Raw genomic sequence first — 17,088 nt, 5'->3', positions numbered from 1 at the left:
TCTTAAAGTCTATCTGTTATTAATTCTTTTGGGAAAAAACTTTTTACATCGTAAATCATAACACTGGTGTTGCTTAACTCATTGATATTTAATCTCTTGAGCTCATCATGCCCTACAGTTAAAATAATAGTATCGTATTTTCTTTTTGGTTCATTAATCAAGTCAACGTTATATTCTTTTTTAACTTCTTTATGATCGGCATGTGGGTCATAAATCTCAACTTCAACCCCAAACTCTTTAAGTTCATTAATTACATCAATTACTTTAGAGTTTCTTATATCGGGGCAGTTTTCTTTAGAAGAATTAATGTCATAACCTATAACATTAAAATTATGTTTGCCAAATTCAACTGCAAGAGGCAGACCGACATAGCCTAACCCTATTATAGCAATTTCATTTTCTATTAATTTATTCTCTATCATCTATTCGTAATTCCACAAAAATCCAATACAACCTTGTCTTCTGATATTTCTAGTTTCTTAAATTCTTTATGAGCAACCAAAAATACAATAATATCTCCTTTTTCTGCTGCGTCTTTATAATCGGTAAGCTTAAATACCGTATGAGTTTCTATATTAGGCTCAACAATGTAATACTCTTCATTGTTAGCATTCTGTAATACTTTTTGTGCTATATACTTTGCGGGAGATTCTCTTAAATCATCTATATTGGGTTTAAAAGCAAGTCCCATTAGTGCTATGCTTGGTTTTCTTCCGTGCTTCAGTTCGAACTCAAGTTTTGCATTTTTTACTTTCTCTGCACACCAGAATGATTTATAATTATTTATTTCACGTGCTTTACCAATGATTTGTGACTCCATAGGGTAATCTGCAACAATAAAATACGGATCTACAGCTATACAATGGCCACCAACCCCACATCCAGGTTGTAATATATTTACTCTAGGATGTTTATTTGCCAAATTAATAAGCTCCCAGACATTAATATCTGCTTTATCACAAATAAGAGATAATTCATTTGCGAACGCAATTTGTACATCTCTGGAAGAGTTTTCAACTAACTTACACATCTCAGCCGTTCTGGCATTCGTTTTATGTAAATCTCCTTTAATATACTTTTTATAAAAATCTAAAGCTTTATTGGTAGATTTCTCATCAATACCTCCAATAACTCTATCATTATGAACCAATTCATACATAACATTACCAGGTAAAACTCTCTCTGGACAATACGCAATATTTAATTTTCCTTCTAGCTCTGGTCGTTCTGTATAAATTAAATGCATCATTTTTTCTGTCGTTCCTATTGGAGATGTAGATTCAATAATATATAGATCATCTTCTTTTAGTAAAGGTATTATACCTCTAGTTGCAGATTCTACAAAAGAAATGTCTGGTTCATTTTTACCCTTAAAAGGAGTAGGAACGACAATAAGATACGCATCTGCTTCAACAGGAGTTATTGAGGCTTTTAAGTATCCTTCTTTTACAGCATTTGCAACTGCTTCATCAAGTTCTGGTTCAACAATATGAATTTTACCTGCATTAATTATATCTACAACTTTTGGATTAATATCTACTCCATGAACATGTACTTTATGATCTGCTATTAAGGCAGCCGTTGGGAGTCCAATATATCCTAAACCGATCATTACTACGCTAGGTTTATTATCCATTATAATTTTTTGAAATATATTCTACAATTCGTTTACAAGCCTTTCCATCACCATAAGGATTATGTAGCTCACTCATATTTTCATACGAACTTTTATCTTCTAAAAGTCTCTTTGTTTCTGATATTATTCTATTTTTATCTGTACCCACTAAAATCACCGTTCCTGCTTCAACGGCTTCTGGTCTTTCGGTAGTATCTCTCATCACTAAAACTGGTTTTCCTAAACTTGGAGCTTCCTCTTGTACTCCTCCACTATCAGTTATGATTAAATAGGATTGACTCATTAGCCAGACAAATGCAGGATAAGAAAGAGGTGATATTAATTTAATATTATCAACTTTATCTAAAAGTTCATATACCGGTTTCTGAACATTTGGATTTAAATGTACTGGGTAAATAATTTGTGTGTCTGAATTATCAGTTGCTATTTTTTTTAAAGCTTCACAAATATTAATAAATCCTTGTCCATGATTCTCTCTTCTATGCCCTGTAACAAGTATCAATTTTTTATCTGCCAGAACAATTTTTTTTAATTCTTCTATTTCTTTATCCTTAAACTGATCAGTGTTAACTTTTTCAACACTAAACTGTAGAGCATCAATAACAGTGTTTCCTGTAATTATTATAGAATTAGAATCTTTATTCTCATTAATTAAATTCTGTCTAGAAGTCTCGGTTGGAGAAAAATGAACATCAGAAATTATTCCGGTTACACTTCTATTCATTTCTTCGGGAAATGGAGATTTCATGTTAAATGTTCTTAAGCCCGCCTCAACGTGACAAACTTTAGCTCCAGAATAAAAAGCAGCTATACTAGATGCCATTGTAGTTGTAGTATCCCCATGAACATATACATAATCAGGTTTAAACTCTTCAAAAATTGGCTTTAGACCCACAATAATATCTGCAGTAAGTGTATACAAATTTTGATTGGGTTTCATTAAATTGAGATCATAATTAGGTGTAATTTCGAAAAATGATAGTACTTGATCCAACATTTCTCGATGTTGAGCTGTAATACAAATTCTTGTCTCAAAAATATCTGAATGTTTTTGAAATTCTTTAACTAAAGGTGCCATTTTAATAGCTTCTGGTCTTGTTCCAAAAACAATTAGGTTTTTTTTCATTGAATAATTGAATGTAAATTTTTTAATGAATTTTTCCAATTCAAAATTTTGAAATGAAAAGAATCAATACATTTTTCTTTACTTAAAACACTATACTTAGGTCTTTGTGCAAAAGTAGGGTAATTATCGGTTTTTTTAAGCATTATATAGTCAAGTTTATCTGAAACTCTTAATATTTCATTAGCAAAATCATACCAAGTGGCTTTACCAAGATTACTAAAATGATAAATACCATACTTTCGATAGTTAATTACTATCATATCTAATATAAATTTTGCTAAGTCATTAGCATTTGTAGGGGTGCCTGTTTCTGAGGTTACAATAGTTAGTTCTTGTTCTGTTTTAGATTTTTTCATAATAGTTTTAAAAAAATTATGTCCAAATTCAGAATACAACCATGATGTTCTAATGATAAAATATTTCTCCAGAATTTCCTTAATATATTGCTCTCCGGCTAATTTTGATTTTCCATATTCATTAATGGGATTTGGGTCATCTTCTTCGACATAAGGAGTTTTTTTAGTCCCATCAAAAACATAATCGGTAGATATATGTATAAGTGTGATATTATACTCTTTACAGACTTGTGCCAAATTTAGTACTCCGGTTGCATTAACCAAAAACGCTTTTTCTGGTTCTTTTTCTGCTTGTTCTACGTTGGTATATGCAGCGCAATTCACTACAAAATTGAATGACTTATTCTTAAAAAAATGTTGTACCTCTTCATTTTTTGTGATATCTAAGATTTCAGAACTGGCAAAATGCAATTGTAATCCAGGATAGTTTTTCTTTATTTTTTCTATACATTGTCCTAATTGACCACTTGATCCTGTAATCAAAATATTGTTTTTCTTCGATTGTTTTTCCATCTATTATCTTACCAAATTCATGTATTTAATTTGTCATATTTCATTAAATAGGTATTTAATGAAATAAGAATTAGGATCAAAAATAAGATAGTAACAAATACTATGGGTACCAATACGATTTTTTTATTCATAAAATCATTTACCAAAGCTCCTTTGTTAGGGAATTCTGAAATAATATTAATGGTATTCTTCGTATTTGCTTTTTCATTGTTTAATTCAATTTTTTCGTCTTTTAGTTTCCCTGCCTGATTTAGTAATTCGATCTCTGATACCTGATCCGATTGATTTTCTGCCAAGTTAATATTAGTAATCCCGTCAGGTTTTTGAGCTTCCATGATTTTTATCTTCTTATAAAATGCTTGCAAATCATTAATTTCTTCCTGTTGAATGTCTATAACCGAGTCTTTAAGGGCAATATTACGATCGTTAATTTCTTTCTGAAGTCTAAAGTACTCATTATTCTCTATTGATGTTACAATTGCTTTTTGGCATCGTTTTGCTATTTCTGGAGAGGTTGCTTCTATTTGTATTCTATGAAACTTTGCGTTGATATCATTAAAATTCTTTAAATAATATTCATAATCCACTTGCTTTTGAGAGATAGAATCAAGTCCACTAATGAATTCACTAAACTGTTTTATTCGTTGTGTTTCATCAGAAAATGATTCTATTGTAACTTTTTTAATATATGATGCTTCGTTTTCACTAACTTGTAAAGCCTCGGATAAAGCTTTACTCTCTTGATGCTCTGCTAATTGATTATAAAATTCAATATTGTTATATAGTTGTTGAACACTATTAAAGTTAGGTTCTATAATCATAGAAGATTTATATACCGGTAATGACTTATAATCTAAGTATCCTCCTATTATGGCTCCTATAAATGTCACAGTTACAAATTTTAAAAAGTGAGCCCTTATGAACTTAAGAAAAAGAATAAAAAGATGAAAAAGGTTTTTAAAAATCCCATCAATAAACTTAATACATCTATTAAGAGCATTACCAATCAATCTAAATAACTCTCCCAAGTCAATTTCTTCTGAAGTGTTTTCTTTCATCGTCGTAGGTTAATTTGTTTTAAGGAGCAATCATGCCCAAAAAATTGATAAATTTTAAATAAAACTAAACAACATAATATCGCAGATTCAAAACCTGGAGACATGTATAAAAAGTCTCTTATCTATTAGAATCAATGAAATATTATTATTTTGACGATAGGGTAGGAAAAACGTCAATTATAAAGCACTAGCATTGTGCTTTCCCAAAAAAATCCAGGTTTTTCTTTTAAAATTTTAAAAGAAATTCAGGGCAAAGTAATAAAAAAAACTAAACAAAAATGAGCGTTAACATTTTTTTTAACATCAAGTATTTACTTTAAAAAAACAAGTTTGTTTTTTTATGATTTTTGAGGTATTATAATTTTAAGTCTTTTACAAAAGCTAAATCTTTGTCCTTTTCTGACAATTGAATTTCAGAAGCGTCTAATTTCCAATCAATTGCAAGATCGGGATCATTATATATGATTCCTGATTCTGAAGATTTATGATAATAGTTATCACATTTATAACTAAAAATTGCACTTTCACTCAATGTAATAAACCCATGTGCAAAGCCTCTGGGAACAAATAGCTGAAAATTATTATGATCATTTAACACAATAGAAAAGTGTTCTTTATATGTTTTAGAATTAGGCCTTAGGTCAACAACTACATCTAATACCTCTCCTTTAACTACCCTAACCAATTTTGCCTGCATATAGTCGCCTGTTTGAAAATGCAATCCTCTAACTACTCCTCTCTTAGAAACAGATTGGTTATCCTGTATAAAATCGACCTTTAACCCAGTAATTTCTTCGAATACCTTTTGGTTAAAACTTTCAAAAAAAGAGCCTCTTTTATCATCAAACACTCTAGGTTTAAGGATAAAACATCCGTCAATAAACGTAGATTGAATTTCCATCTTAATCTAGTTGTAATAAATATTTACCATATCCGCTTTTCAATAATGGTTTTGCCAATTCCTGAAGCTGATCTTTATCGATAAAACCTTTTTTATACGCTATTTCTTCTATAGCTCCAATTTTAAGCCCTTGTCGTTCTTCTATAACCTGAACAAATTGACTTGCTTGCATGAGAGAGTTAAACGTTCCTGTATCTAACCAGGCCGTACCTTTATCAAGTATGCTTACTTTTAATTTTCCTTGTTTCAGATATACATTATTTACATCAGTAATTTCTAATTCTCCTCGAGCACTTGGTTTAATAGCTTTAGCAATTTCTACTACTTTATTATCGTAAAAATAAATTCCGGGGACAGCATAATTTGATTTTGGTTGTTTTGGTTTTTCTTCAATCGAAGTAACTTTTCCATTTTTATCAAAATCAACAACTCCATATCGTTCTGGATCTTGAACATGATACGCATATATAATGCCACCATCGGGATCATTATTGTTTTCTAACAGTTTTTCTAATCCGGATCCATAAAAAATGTTATCTCCCAGTATTAAGGCAACTTTATCATCGCCAATAAATTTTTCGCCAATAATAAAAGCTTCTGCTAATCCGTTTGGTTGATCCTGAACAGCATACTCAAACCTACAACCATAAGTTTTGCCATCACCTAATAGTTTTTCGAATAATGGCAAATCTTGAGGAGTAGATATGATTAAAATCTCTCTAATCCCTGCAGAAATTAATGTAGAAAGAGGATAATATATCATTGGTTTGTCATAAACTGGCATTAATTGTTTACTAATCGCCCGTGTAAGTGGATGTAAACGTGTTCCTGATCCCCCTGCTAATATTATTCCTTTCATCTCTTTTTCTCTGATGTCGGATGTTTGAAGTCCGAGGTTTTATCAATTACAAAATTATTTCAAAAACATTTAAAACATATCTAGTCTATACTGAAAATTATAAACGTTCTTAGTTTTTATACTTCTTTAAGTACCAATCTATCGTTTTTTTGATTCCTGTTTCAAAATTTTCTTCTGCACTCCACCCTAATTCATTTTCAATTTTAGAAGCGTCAATAGCATATCTAAAATCATGACCAGGTCTGTCGGTAACATATGTGATAAGATCTTTATATGATTTAGAAGTACTTCTTGGAATTATAGTATCCAAAATTTCACAAATAGTCCTGGCAATATATATGTTTTCTCTTTCATTTTTTCCTCCAATATTATATGTCTCTCCAATTTTTCCAGTACGTAATACTAAATCTATTCCTTTACAATGATCCAGAACATATAACCAATCTCTTATATTTTTGCCATCACCATAAATAGGTATATTTTCTTCATTAATAGCTTTTCTAATAATCGTTGGGATTAGTTTTTCGTTATGCTGTCTAGGACCATAATTATTTGAGCAGTTTGTTGTTACCACTGGTAAGCCATAGGTATGAAAATAACTACGAACTAACATATCAGAAGATGCTTTTGAGGCACTATACGGGCTATTAGGTGCATAAGGTGTTTCCTCTGTAAAAAGGCCTGTCTTTCCTAATGTGCCGTAGACCTCATCTGTAGAAACATGTAAAAATCGAGCGTGTTCAAATTCTAGCTTTGGTTGATTTGGAGCTTTCATCCATGTTTGGTATGCAGCTTGTAGCAAATTAAAAGTTCCAACAATATTGGTTTCAATAAAAGCTTTTGGGCCTTCAATAGAGTTATCGACATGAGATTCTGCAGCAAAATGAACTACGGTATCAATATTATGTTCTACAAAAACTTTTTCAACCACACTCCAATCACAAATATCTCCTTTTATAAAAGTATAGTTTGTGTTATTTTGGACTTCAACATTAGCAAGATCAGCGGCATAGGTTAATGCATCAAGATTGATAATTTTTGAGTCATTATTCTTTGAAATAAGATTCACAAAATTCGACCCTATAAATCCTGCACCTCCTGTTATTAATATGTTTCCCTTCATAATATATTAGATATAAACTTCTAATAATTTCATTCCTTGAGTATTACTTTTAATTTGTAAGTTTTCAATTTTGGCCGGAATCAATATGGTTTCACCAAATGAGATACTTGTAGAATTATTATCAGTTCTTATTTCACCATTTCCTTCAACACACATCAAGATTTTAAACGAATCTAGGTGTTTGTAATCTCTTTTTAAATCATGATCAATTTCAAGTGTATTTGTTGTGAAATATGTGCCAGAAATAAGATTATTAATTTTGTTTTTATCCTTTTCGTATTCTAATTTAAAAGATCTGTCTCCTTTAAAATCTAAAGCATCTAATGCAAGGTCTGTATGCAATTCTCTCTCATTTCCATTACTGTCTTTTCTATCCCAATCGTATACTCTATACGTAATATCTGACGTTTGTTGAATTTCAGCAATCAATGATCCTTTTCCAATGGCGTGTATTCTTCCTGCTTTAATAAAATAACTATCTCCTTTTGAAATGTCTTCAAAATTTAGCAATTCTGTAATTTTCCTCTCTTTCAGGAACGTTTCATATTCATCTTTCGTGGTATCTTTATTAAAACCAACAATTAATTTAGCGTCAGCATCAGCTTGAACAACATACCACATTTCAGTTTTTCCAAAAGAATTATGTCGTTTTTTTGCTAATTCATCATTAGGGTGTAACTGAACAGATAAGTCATCTTTGGCATCGATATATTTAATTAACAAAGGAAACTGATCTCCAAATTGCTGATATACCTTATTACCTAACAAATCTTCTTTATATTCTTTAATTAGATGGTCTAGTTTTTCTCCTTCTAACTTTCCGTTAGATACTACCGAAATATCATCACCCACCGTAGATATTTCCCAACTTTCACCAGTATTCTCATCTATTATAGGTTTATTGAGAATAGTTTTTAATTTATTTCCTCCCCATATTTTTTCTTTTAGAATTGGTCGAAATTTTAATGGATACAGCATAATTATTGCTTTTTATTAGTTCTTTCATAGATTTTGACAAAGTATACTGCCTAAATGAACAAGTATTAAATTGTAAAAACCTATTATTATTCGTCTTTAACAAATTCTTTTATCTCTCTATTCAAATATCTGAGAAAATAGAATAAAGAAAACAGTCCTATAAGAAGTAGTGGGATTAGTATCATCATACGGTTTAGTAATTTCTTACGTTTTGATATAACATCTCCATAGTCGACAAAAGAAAAGATTTCTTTATCAAGAATCAAAGCACGTTCCTGGTCATTAATTAACTCTATTAAAAGTTCTTTTTTTTGTAATAGAGAAGCTATAGAAACCATAGGCAATTCTGATCCTGAGGAAATAATAATGGCTTCGTTTTCTGCCTTTAATGGTGCTTTTTCCAAATTACTTAAATACGCATCAATAAATTGTAATGATTTCTTATTTCTTTCTATATCTATTTTTTTTTGTTTTAGCGTAAGATTTGATATTTTCTGATAATATTTATTTGATTTAATATACCCTAAAATAGACGAAATCATTTTACTATTATACTCACTTGCTTTATTGAAATTAATAGTAAGTTTATGATGTTTATAAAAATCTCTAAACCCTTCTTCTTCTAATTTACCTTCTTCATATGCTGTCATTATGTCTTTAAAGAACTCTCTATTTTTATATCGCTCTTGTAAATTATCTAAAACATCTGTGCCTTTTATTACAGGTTCAATAGAAATTTTTTTTATGTTTTTAGCATGATCCAGGCTAATTCCTAGGTTCTTAAGAAAATTATCATCTTGAAAATTATTTTCCAGCTCTTCTATAAAATCATAAATATACTTTGCACTATTATATTTCGGTTCGATTATAATTTCTTGCACATACTTATCTTTTGTATCTTGATTTTGATCAATAAAATATCCGGTTACTCCACCTACAACAAATAAAATAAAAAATAAAATCCATTTCTTTTTATAGAATACAATTACAGATATAATCGATCTTAAAAAGCTTTTAAAAGTCTTCTTAATCATACCAAAGATCTGCATTAAATCTATTTCGTCATTGTAATTTTCATTACTCATAATTATTATCTTTCTTTAAATATTTGTTCAATTATTTTTTCGGTTATTAGGTATGTTGGTTTTACTCCTGTAGTTCCTAATCCTCCAGAAGCTAATGTACTTCCTGTTTCTAAGGGGTTATCTGAGGCATAATAAGCGTATCGTACTTTTACTTTTGGACTGATACTACCTCTAAGTTTTGAGGCTGATTGTATCGCTTTTTGATAATGTGCTCCTTCCATTTCTAATCCAATTACATTCCAGGTAGAATCATGAAAAAATTTCAGGATATCTCTATTTTGCAAAGACGTTCCGAGAACTGTAATCATTGCGCCATCATAGATATCAATGCCATGTCCTTCTAATTCTTTCTTTTTTAATTGATTTTTAAATGGATAATTATCTGCAGTCCCTTCAAAAACATGAGCAGATGGTATCATTATATCTCCTTTTCCTCCTTCAAGAATACCTGCTTTACCCATAATAGATATAGATTTAACATCTATATGTGTTTTGTTGCCTTGAGAAGTGATATATGGTTTTAATAGTTCATCCATCGTTTCATATGCCTGCTCACCAAACGCATAATCCATAACAATGATTACCGGCTTTTCTTTATCTTCGATATCGGTAATCAGATCTTTATATCCCCCATCGGCATATCGAGCAGTATCAAATATTTGAACATTAATATTTGCACCACTATGATCTTCTATATAAGTCATTCCTTTTTGCAAGGCTAACTTTCGTACTTTTGCTCTTAATTTATCATTTTTATTATCGCTTAATGATTCATAAACATCAAAAGTGCTTTTGTCCTTTAGTTCAGTTTTTAATGCTATCGGGGCGTATAATGCATTCATTACACTATGCATATTAGCACTAATGATGTGAATTGGGCGATCAAGTAAATTTAGTTCTTCTAGTTTATTTTTAATTGTATTTGCCCAAATCTCTCCATGAATATGATGGCCCAGCCTTTCTCTTAATACCGGGCTAAAGGTTACAATTCTCTTTTCATCTTCAATTGATTCTTCTATCGCCAGCTTACCCAACCAATAAATAATATCTAAGAACCGCTCTTTATTTTCTGGGCACGAAAAACTACCATATACAGAAGAAACTTCTTCAAAGGTTCTTCCTAAAATATTAGCTGTATGGGTCAAAGCGACTTCTCTTTCGGCTTTGGTTAAATCTTTTTTAGATGTTACGGCTTTTTCTAATTTTTGCCAATCTCTTGTAACGTTTCCTTGCTCATTAATCACCACTCGATTCATGATCTTATGTGATTCTATAAATAAAAAGGTAAGGTGTGTAAGAATATCGTATATTTCTGATCGCCCTCTGGTAATCTCGATATTCATTTGCTCCTCATCTATACGATAGCAGTTCCTGCGTCTTTTTGGGGGTACTATAGCTTTAAAGTGAGAGTTTTTATATCCTTCGTCACTTGTTAAGTTAATATATCTGCATTCTTCAATACCAAATGGCAAACGATCAATAACATAGAGCAACCCGTTAAGTTCTACTTTTTCTTCTGCAACAGAGCCATAAATCTCTGGGCGAAGTATTAACAATGCCTCTCTAAGGGTATCTCCAGAAACTCCCATGGGTTTATAAAAACCTCTATTAAATAGATGGCGCATAGTTATGTACATGCGTTCAATTGCGCTAGAACTTTCCTGAGCCCTCGTTCTTCCTTGTAATATAAGATTTGCCATAAATTTTTCCTAGCAAATATAAGTATACTAACTGAACATTAAAATTCAATTAGGACTATTTGTCTATTATAGTTGTGAGTACATCTACTATATTTCTATCATTAGAAAGTCTTGGAAGTTTATTTTGCCCTCCTAGTTTACCAACAGATTTCATATAATCTTTAAATCCATCTTTAGGAACAGGAGTTATTTTTAATGTTCTCAATACTTTTCCTTCGATCAAATCATTATAATATGAATTCTGTTTTCGCAACGAATTCTCAATTTCCAAAGCTAATTTTTCGGTATCTTCTGGGGTTTCTAAAAATTCTATAAACCATTCGTGATATGGCAATTCGTCTTGATCTGGATTAACTTGTGGTGCCACAGTAAAATCGTTAATCATTATCCCGGTAGCTTCTATACCATCTTTAATGGCTTGATCAACTTCTTTACCAATCACATGTTCTCCGAATGCCGAAATAAAATGTTTTATTCTACCAGAAACGATTACTCTGTAAGGTGATGTGTTTGTAAACAGTACTGTATCTCCAATATTATATGCCCATAACCCAGCATTAGTAGAAACGAGCATTACATAATTTACTCCTATTTCGACCTCACCAATAGTTAATCTTTTTGGGTTTTCTTCAAAAAATTCATCTGCTTTTACAAACTCATAAAACATCCCAGAATCCAGTTGCAACAACATTCCTTTTTCATTCTGACTATCCTGAAATGCAAAAAATCCTTCTGAAGCCGGATACAATTCGATACCTGCTACTTTTCTGCCAATTAATTTCTCAAATGTAGCTTTATAGGGCTCAAAATTTACACCACCATATATAAATAGCTCGAAGCCTTTAAAAAGTTCTCCTATAGTTTTGTTTGTCTTTTGTTGTAATTTTTCAAAATACATTTGTACCCACGGCGGAATACCACTTATTACGGTCATATTCTGATGTGCTGTCTCTTCAACAATAGCATCAACTTTTTGTTCCCAATCTTCAATACAATTAGTCTCCCAGCTTGGCATTCTGTTTTTTTGAAGATATTTAGGTACGTAATGCGCCACTATTCCCGAAAGTCTTCCTAATAATATCCCGTTCTTTTCACTCATCTCTGGGCTTCCCTGAAGAAATATCATTTTACCATCTACAAAATTTGCTTTTTTGGTTTCTTCAATATAGCATAAAATTGCGTTACGAGCAGCTCTAATATGAGTGGGCATAGAATCTTTGGTAAGAGGAATATATTTTGCTCCACTCGTAGTTCCTGATGTTTTAGCAAAATATAATGGTTTTCCTGGCCAAAGTACATCATTCTCACCAGCCACAACACGATCTACATATGATTTTAATTCTTCATAATCTCGTATGGGGACATTTTGAGTAAAATCTGAATATGTTTTTATATTCTGAAAATTATGATCTTTACCAAAGGATGTGTTTTTTGCTTTTTCTATAAGGTCTGCAAAAACTTGTTCCTGGGTTTTTATTGGGTTAGATGCCCATTTATTAATTTTTTTGCGAATTCGCTTAGCAAATACTTTAGCTCCTAATGTTTTTAAGGACATAGATAATTATTGTTCAAAATCAATAAAGTTAGAAGGATCTGTTGGGTATCCATCTCGCCATAATTCAAAATGTAAATGAGGTCCTGTAGATAACTCTCCCGTCGAACCTGCTGTTGCAATTACTTCTCCGGCCTTAACCTGCTCTCCTTGTTGCTTGGTTAGAGAAGCGTTATGTTTATATACTGTAAGTAAGTTATTACTATGCTTAAGTATAATTACATGACCAGTTTCTGCGGTCCATTCAGAAAAAATTACAGTTCCGGAAGATGCGGCTTTTACCGGAGTATCTTTAGGAACAGCTACATCTATACCATAATGTTTTTCATTTATGTTATAGGTAGAAGTGATATTACCTTTTACCGGAGGAAATAATGAAAAATCAGAGCTTGACTTTTCGCTTTCGAATAAGCTATATTTATCTTCTTTAGATACTTCTTCACGAAGTTTTATATCCTGTTCTGAAGGCTTAAGGTCTACTTCTTCTGGATTTAGCTTTTGGGATTGTATTGCAGAATCAATATCAAACTCTACAGTTTTTACATCTCCTGTAAGTACTTTTCTAATCGATTTATAATATTCCTGATTTATATTAATTACCGACTCCAAAGAATCTGTAGTAGCCACCAATCGGTTAGCTCTCAAATTAAGAGAGGTAGATGAATATCCCGGGATATACTCTCTAAGCGGAGTAAATGCTATTAAAAAAGTGGTTCCTGCTACCAAAACAATTGAGGTAATAGTAACCATTACAAAAACATTAAGCCTGTTTAATTTAAATGATATTCGTTCCTCAAAAGTATCCTCATTAAGGATAACCAGGCGATACTTATTAAGTAGCTTCTTGGTAATTTTTTTTTGTTCTTTGTTCTTTTTTGCCATAGATTACATCTTCAATAAAGAATGTTATCAAATCGGTATCATTAATCGCAAATATACATAATGAACTCATCTTGGGTTTATCTTTTACCTGCGAAATTTACATTTTACCTTCTAATTTTGTTTTTTTATTAAATTACTACATTATTATTTTACTCAAAAACGCTTTTCTTACAAAAAGTTAATCTTGCGAGATGTAAATATGCTGTCAGAGATAAATTCAACTTACTTTATACTAAAACACAACGGTTTTGATATCTAAATCGTCTATTGATTTTGATAAAATTGATATAAAAATCCGTTTTTTAACAGCTAAAAACATATATTTAATCATTTCTTGCTAACTTTGTAATCTAATAGTTAAGATCATGATATTATCTAGTATATTTTTAGGAATGATTGGCCCGTGGCAAATTGCTCTAATCGTAGTAATTGTGTTGCTTTTATTTGGTGGAAAGAAAATCCCTGAGTTAATGAGAGGCCTTGGTAGTGGTATAAAAGAATTTAAAGATGCCTCAAAAGAAGAAGAAGATCCTAAAATTGATGAGAAAAAATAATTTTTGTATTCAAATACATAAAAAACCCAACTTTATAAGAGTTGGGTTTTTTTATTTTTATTTTTTTGAATATACTATCTAGTTATTATTGAACAATAAATTTTTTAACGAGAGTTTCTCCTTTTTTAGATACCGTCAAAAAATACACCCCTTCTGCAAACGAGTGCCTAATAAGATGTTCATTTTGATTCATCATTTCACGATAAATTCTTTTACCAATCATATCTATTATCTCTACTCTGGTTCCTTCTAATTCAGAATAGCTAATATTTATGATATTCTCTGAAGGGTTAGGATAAACAATAAGTTCGTTGTAGGGTTCATTAAAATCATCTACTTGATCTACTTCGTCTACTACTACAGTTTCATCGCTGGAAGCGTCATAGAGAATACCAAACATACATACATTCCAAACCATTGTTTCCCAAGTAGTAAATTCGTTTCCGTTAATAAGAGACCATCCGTCACTCCATCTTCTTAACCCGGGTAAGTCATCCCAAACTGGATAAAGTTTGTCTGTAATAACTCTTTGATATGGTTGCCCGCTTCTGCCCTCGGTACTACCATAGATAACTATACCAGGAACATTTCCGATAATCGATTGTGTACCTCCTCCTGGTAATTCACCGTATTTGGTATAGTAGCTATCGAGGTGTGCCGGACTTATGGGTTGTTTATCCCCCAATCCTGTTACATAACTATGCCCTTGCGGGTTAAGTCCTAAGGAATAATTGGCATAATTGCTTATCTGGTTATAATAATGTTGTTTATCTTCTTCTGAAGTGCTTAATCGCATCATATAACCAAGATCTTCTGTATATCTACCTTGTGCAGTAGAAGCTCCCCATCCATTATATTTTGTAACACCTTGCGCATATGGAAAATCATTTTCATTCCAACCCATATATCCTCCGGTATCAGCCTGAAATTTGAGTGCATTTAACAACCCTTCGTTGATAGTGGGATCTGTATAAATATCACTTACAAGCAAATAACTAATAAACTGAGAAGATTTAATTGTTGCAGACATATTACCTCCTAAGTACTGATCGGGCCATGTCCCTCCGTTAATGATAGTGTTTAATACTTCATCTCTAAATAGTGTATGATACCTATTCTGTGCATCCTCTGTATCATTACCTATAGCAGTAACCAGATACATTTGTAACGCAGCATACAGCATAGCTCCACGATGTGTTCCGGGAACATAATTTTTATCAATGTAAGACCATGCTTGTTCGGCCTTTTCCAACAAATCTGAAGCTCTGTCAGAATCATAAGGTTCGATAATTCTCGAAGCTTGTGCAAACATTCCGGCTGCTTCAAGAGTTGTTTTAATTCCAACTTCAAAAGTACCATATTGGCGATTATCTTCATAATCTGCCCTATGTGCTCCATATGTTGGATGCGCCATTGTTTCTGTTCCTTGCATTACTCCTCCAAAATCATCTGGGTTATCCCAGTTATCCTGATTTAATTGTAAATTTTCCCAAATTAAAACGCCCCATAAAGCTTCATCAAGAAAATCAGGAATTCCATTTCCCGATTCTGGAATATTATATTGCCTATCAATAAAATTTTGAGGAAACGCTTCAAAAGTTGAGAGCATTGTTATGGGAATAACGGTATGATAAGGCCGTCTGTCAAAATCTCCTGCATCATGATATCCACCTATAACAGTATGCATTTCGGTATTGGCAGGCACATCAATAAAACCTAACGCAGACCATGTATTCATGGTAAAAGCACTTTCTTCATGGCATATTTCTCTTTCATATTCTGTATATGGCCTTTTGAGTTCGATACCACAACGTTGATGAAACATCCCCCGGGCATGAACCTCGGCTATTTTACGCAAATAATCATTCCCAACACCAAAGGAGTAGGATCTGCCAATACCATTTACAACAATATGGTATGGTCCTCCTGCCGGAACATTGGATAGGTCTATCCTGTATACGTGTTCGCCAGAAGTTGCCAGTCCTATATCGGTATCATCTCCCCAATAGATCAGCTTTCCAGAAGTAATCACAGTATTACTATCATTAACTACTTGATAGTCTGGTATCACATCAAACATTGTGGAGCCAAGACTACCTCCATAATAGCCAAAGTTGGCATAATTTCCTGTTGCGTTTTCGCTATATCCTTCTTGATTTACTTTTATTGATTCACAAAACACTTCGGTATCAGAAAAAGCTAATGATATAGTACCATAAGGGCTTACTATAGTATAGTTGGTATTATTTACTAAGTTGTGATTTAATTCGAGATATATATTATGTCGTACAACAATCTCATAATATCCCACCGTCCAATCATACTTTTTTTCGTCATAAACACTAGAACCTCTTCCTATAGAAGCAGGTATGGTACCATTTATGGTCCAACCAGAGGTAGAGGGAATTACATCCTGATTTTCTACACTCATTTCTAGAACAACTACAATAACATTTGAGCTAGCCGTATGCACATCGACGATAGATTGTGCCGAAACAATTTTAAAAACAAATATTAAACTTAAATACAAGTATTTTTTCATAATTACTTACCAAAATTCCCCGAGTTTCTTAAAGCTTTAAAAACTAGAGTATTGCTTTCTTTAAGTAGCTATAGTGCTAGAAAAGTTATAGTTCTTAAATCATTAGGAATAAAACAGGTGTTTTTTATTGATTCTTTTGTCTTAAATATTTAGACATTCTTAAAAATCAAACATATGCATATCAAAAAGTAATTATGACATAGAATTGGTAGTTATACAATTT

General features: G+C 31.7%; 15 protein-coding genes. 1 reads left to right on the top strand and 14 read right to left on the bottom strand.

Going from position 1 to position 17,088, the window contains the following annotated elements:
- Positions 1-2 precede the first annotated feature (2 nt).
- The 13 genes from ATO12_RS18115 to ATO12_RS18055 all read right to left on the bottom strand — a co-directional run bounded on the left by ATO12_RS18115 (position 3) and on the right by ATO12_RS18055 (position 13,769).
- A complete protein-coding gene (locus tag ATO12_RS18115; RefSeq protein WP_034244641.1) occupies positions 3-422 on the bottom strand; it encodes a UDP binding domain-containing protein in 420 nt (139 codons plus the stop codon).
- Positions 419-1,636 (bottom strand): UDP-N-acetyl-D-mannosamine dehydrogenase, encoded by a 1,218-nt coding sequence (gene wecC, locus ATO12_RS18110; protein ID WP_034244639.1) that lies wholly within the window; start codon positions 1,634-1,636, stop codon positions 419-421. The genes ATO12_RS18115 and wecC overlap by 4 nt, the downstream gene beginning before the upstream one ends.
- A complete protein-coding gene (wecB, locus tag ATO12_RS18105) occupies positions 1,629-2,762 on the bottom strand; it encodes a non-hydrolyzing UDP-N-acetylglucosamine 2-epimerase (RefSeq protein ID WP_034245191.1) in 1,134 nt (377 codons plus the stop codon). Before wecB ends, wecC begins: the two co-directional genes overlap by 8 nt.
- On the bottom strand, positions 2,759-3,631 hold the full coding sequence (gene rfbD, locus ATO12_RS18100; RefSeq protein ID WP_034244636.1) for a dTDP-4-dehydrorhamnose reductase: 873 nt from the start codon (positions 3,629-3,631) through the stop codon (positions 2,759-2,761). Before rfbD ends, wecB begins: the two co-directional genes overlap by 4 nt.
- Positions 3,632-3,648: 17 nt before the next feature.
- Entirely contained in the window at positions 3,649-4,689 is a 1,041-nt protein-coding gene (locus ATO12_RS18095) for a hypothetical protein (protein WP_034244633.1), read from the bottom strand.
- A gap of 355 nt (positions 4,690-5,044) precedes the next feature.
- Positions 5,045-5,590 (bottom strand): dTDP-4-dehydrorhamnose 3,5-epimerase, encoded by a 546-nt coding sequence (gene rfbC, locus ATO12_RS18090; protein WP_034244631.1) that lies wholly within the window; start codon positions 5,588-5,590, stop codon positions 5,045-5,047.
- Between the two features lies 1 nt (position 5,591).
- The gene (gene rfbA / locus ATO12_RS18085) at positions 5,592-6,449 is read right to left on the bottom strand and encodes a glucose-1-phosphate thymidylyltransferase RfbA (RefSeq protein ID WP_034244629.1); all 858 of its coding nucleotides are present in this window, start codon (positions 6,447-6,449) and stop codon (positions 5,592-5,594) included.
- A gap of 109 nt (positions 6,450-6,558) precedes the next feature.
- Positions 6,559-7,572, bottom strand: coding sequence for a dTDP-glucose 4,6-dehydratase (rfbB, locus tag ATO12_RS18080; RefSeq protein ID WP_034244627.1), 1,014 nt, complete (start codon positions 7,570-7,572; stop codon positions 6,559-6,561).
- A gap of 6 nt (positions 7,573-7,578) precedes the next feature.
- Positions 7,579-8,547: a type I phosphomannose isomerase catalytic subunit gene (locus ATO12_RS18075; protein WP_034245188.1), complete on the bottom strand. Its 969-nt coding sequence runs from the start codon at positions 8,545-8,547 to the stop codon at positions 7,579-7,581.
- An 89-nt stretch (positions 8,548-8,636) separates the two neighbouring features.
- On the bottom strand, positions 8,637-9,635 hold the full coding sequence (locus ATO12_RS18070) for a hypothetical protein (RefSeq protein ID WP_034244625.1): 999 nt from the start codon (positions 9,633-9,635) through the stop codon (positions 8,637-8,639).
- A 5-nt stretch (positions 9,636-9,640) separates the two neighbouring features.
- Positions 9,641-11,335 (bottom strand): DUF6909 family protein, encoded by a 1,695-nt coding sequence (locus ATO12_RS18065; RefSeq protein WP_034244623.1) that lies wholly within the window; start codon positions 11,333-11,335, stop codon positions 9,641-9,643.
- Positions 11,336-11,390: 55 nt separating this feature from the next.
- Entirely contained in the window at positions 11,391-12,890 is a 1,500-nt protein-coding gene (locus tag ATO12_RS18060) for a GH3 auxin-responsive promoter family protein (RefSeq protein WP_034244620.1), read from the bottom strand.
- Positions 12,891-12,896: 6 nt separating this feature from the next.
- Complete coding sequence (locus tag ATO12_RS18055; protein ID WP_034244618.1) at positions 12,897-13,769, bottom strand: M23 family metallopeptidase; 873 nt, start codon at positions 13,767-13,769, stop codon at positions 12,897-12,899.
- Between the two features lie 365 nt (positions 13,770-14,134).
- Here ATO12_RS18055 and ATO12_RS18050 point away from each other — a divergent pair, with 365 nt between their 5' ends.
- Positions 14,135-14,323 (top strand): Sec-independent protein translocase subunit TatA/TatB, encoded by a 189-nt coding sequence (locus tag ATO12_RS18050; protein ID WP_034244616.1) that lies wholly within the window; start codon positions 14,135-14,137, stop codon positions 14,321-14,323.
- 85 nt (positions 14,324-14,408) lie between these two features.
- Here the strand turns inward: ATO12_RS18050 and ATO12_RS18045 are convergent, their stop codons facing one another.
- A complete protein-coding gene (locus ATO12_RS18045; RefSeq protein ID WP_034244613.1) occupies positions 14,409-16,865 on the bottom strand; it encodes a glycoside hydrolase family 9 protein in 2,457 nt (818 codons plus the stop codon).
- Positions 16,866-17,088: the final 223 nt, after the last annotated feature.

Source organism: Aquimarina atlantica (assembly GCF_000626715.1).
Classification (GTDB): Bacteria; Bacteroidota; Bacteroidia; order Flavobacteriales; family Flavobacteriaceae; genus Aquimarina; species Aquimarina atlantica.
Note: the sequence above shows the minus strand (reverse complement) of the source record. Positions and strands in the feature narration are given on the sequence as shown.

Bases quoted from the DNA above. Each gene is read 5' to 3' on its own strand.
- ATO12_RS18115 (WP_034244641.1), bottom strand. From the start codon at position 422: ATGATAGAGAATAAATTAATAGAAAATGAAATTGCTATAATAGGGTTA.
- wecC (WP_034244639.1), bottom strand. From the start codon at position 1,636: ATGGATAATAAACCTAGCGTAGTAATGATCGGTTTAGGATATATTGGA.
- wecB (WP_034245191.1), bottom strand. From the start codon at position 2,762: ATGAAAAAAAACCTAATTGTTTTTGGAACAAGACCAGAAGCTATTAAA.
- rfbD (WP_034244636.1), bottom strand. From the start codon at position 3,631: ATGGAAAAACAATCGAAGAAAAACAATATTTTGATTACAGGATCAAGT.
- ATO12_RS18095 (WP_034244633.1), bottom strand. From the start codon at position 4,689: ATGAAAGAAAACACTTCAGAAGAAATTGACTTGGGAGAGTTATTTAGA.
- rfbC (WP_034244631.1), bottom strand. From the start codon at position 5,590: ATGGAAATTCAATCTACGTTTATTGACGGATGTTTTATCCTTAAACCT.
- rfbA (WP_034244629.1), bottom strand. From the start codon at position 6,449: ATGAAAGGAATAATATTAGCAGGGGGATCAGGAACACGTTTACATCCA.
- rfbB (WP_034244627.1), bottom strand. From the start codon at position 7,572: ATGAAGGGAAACATATTAATAACAGGAGGTGCAGGATTTATAGGGTCG.
- ATO12_RS18070 (WP_034244625.1), bottom strand. From the start codon at position 9,635: ATGAGTAATGAAAATTACAATGACGAAATAGATTTAATGCAGATCTTT.
- ATO12_RS18065 (WP_034244623.1), bottom strand. From the start codon at position 11,335: ATGGCAAATCTTATATTACAAGGAAGAACGAGGGCTCAGGAAAGTTCT.
- ATO12_RS18060 (WP_034244620.1), bottom strand. From the start codon at position 12,890: ATGTCCTTAAAAACATTAGGAGCTAAAGTATTTGCTAAGCGAATTCGC.
- ATO12_RS18055 (WP_034244618.1), bottom strand. From the start codon at position 13,769: ATGGCAAAAAAGAACAAAGAACAAAAAAAAATTACCAAGAAGCTACTT.
- ATO12_RS18050 (WP_034244616.1), top strand. From the start codon at position 14,135: ATGATATTATCTAGTATATTTTTAGGAATGATTGGCCCGTGGCAAATT.
- ATO12_RS18045 (WP_034244613.1), bottom strand. From the start codon at position 16,865: ATGAAAAAATACTTGTATTTAAGTTTAATATTTGTTTTTAAAATTGTT.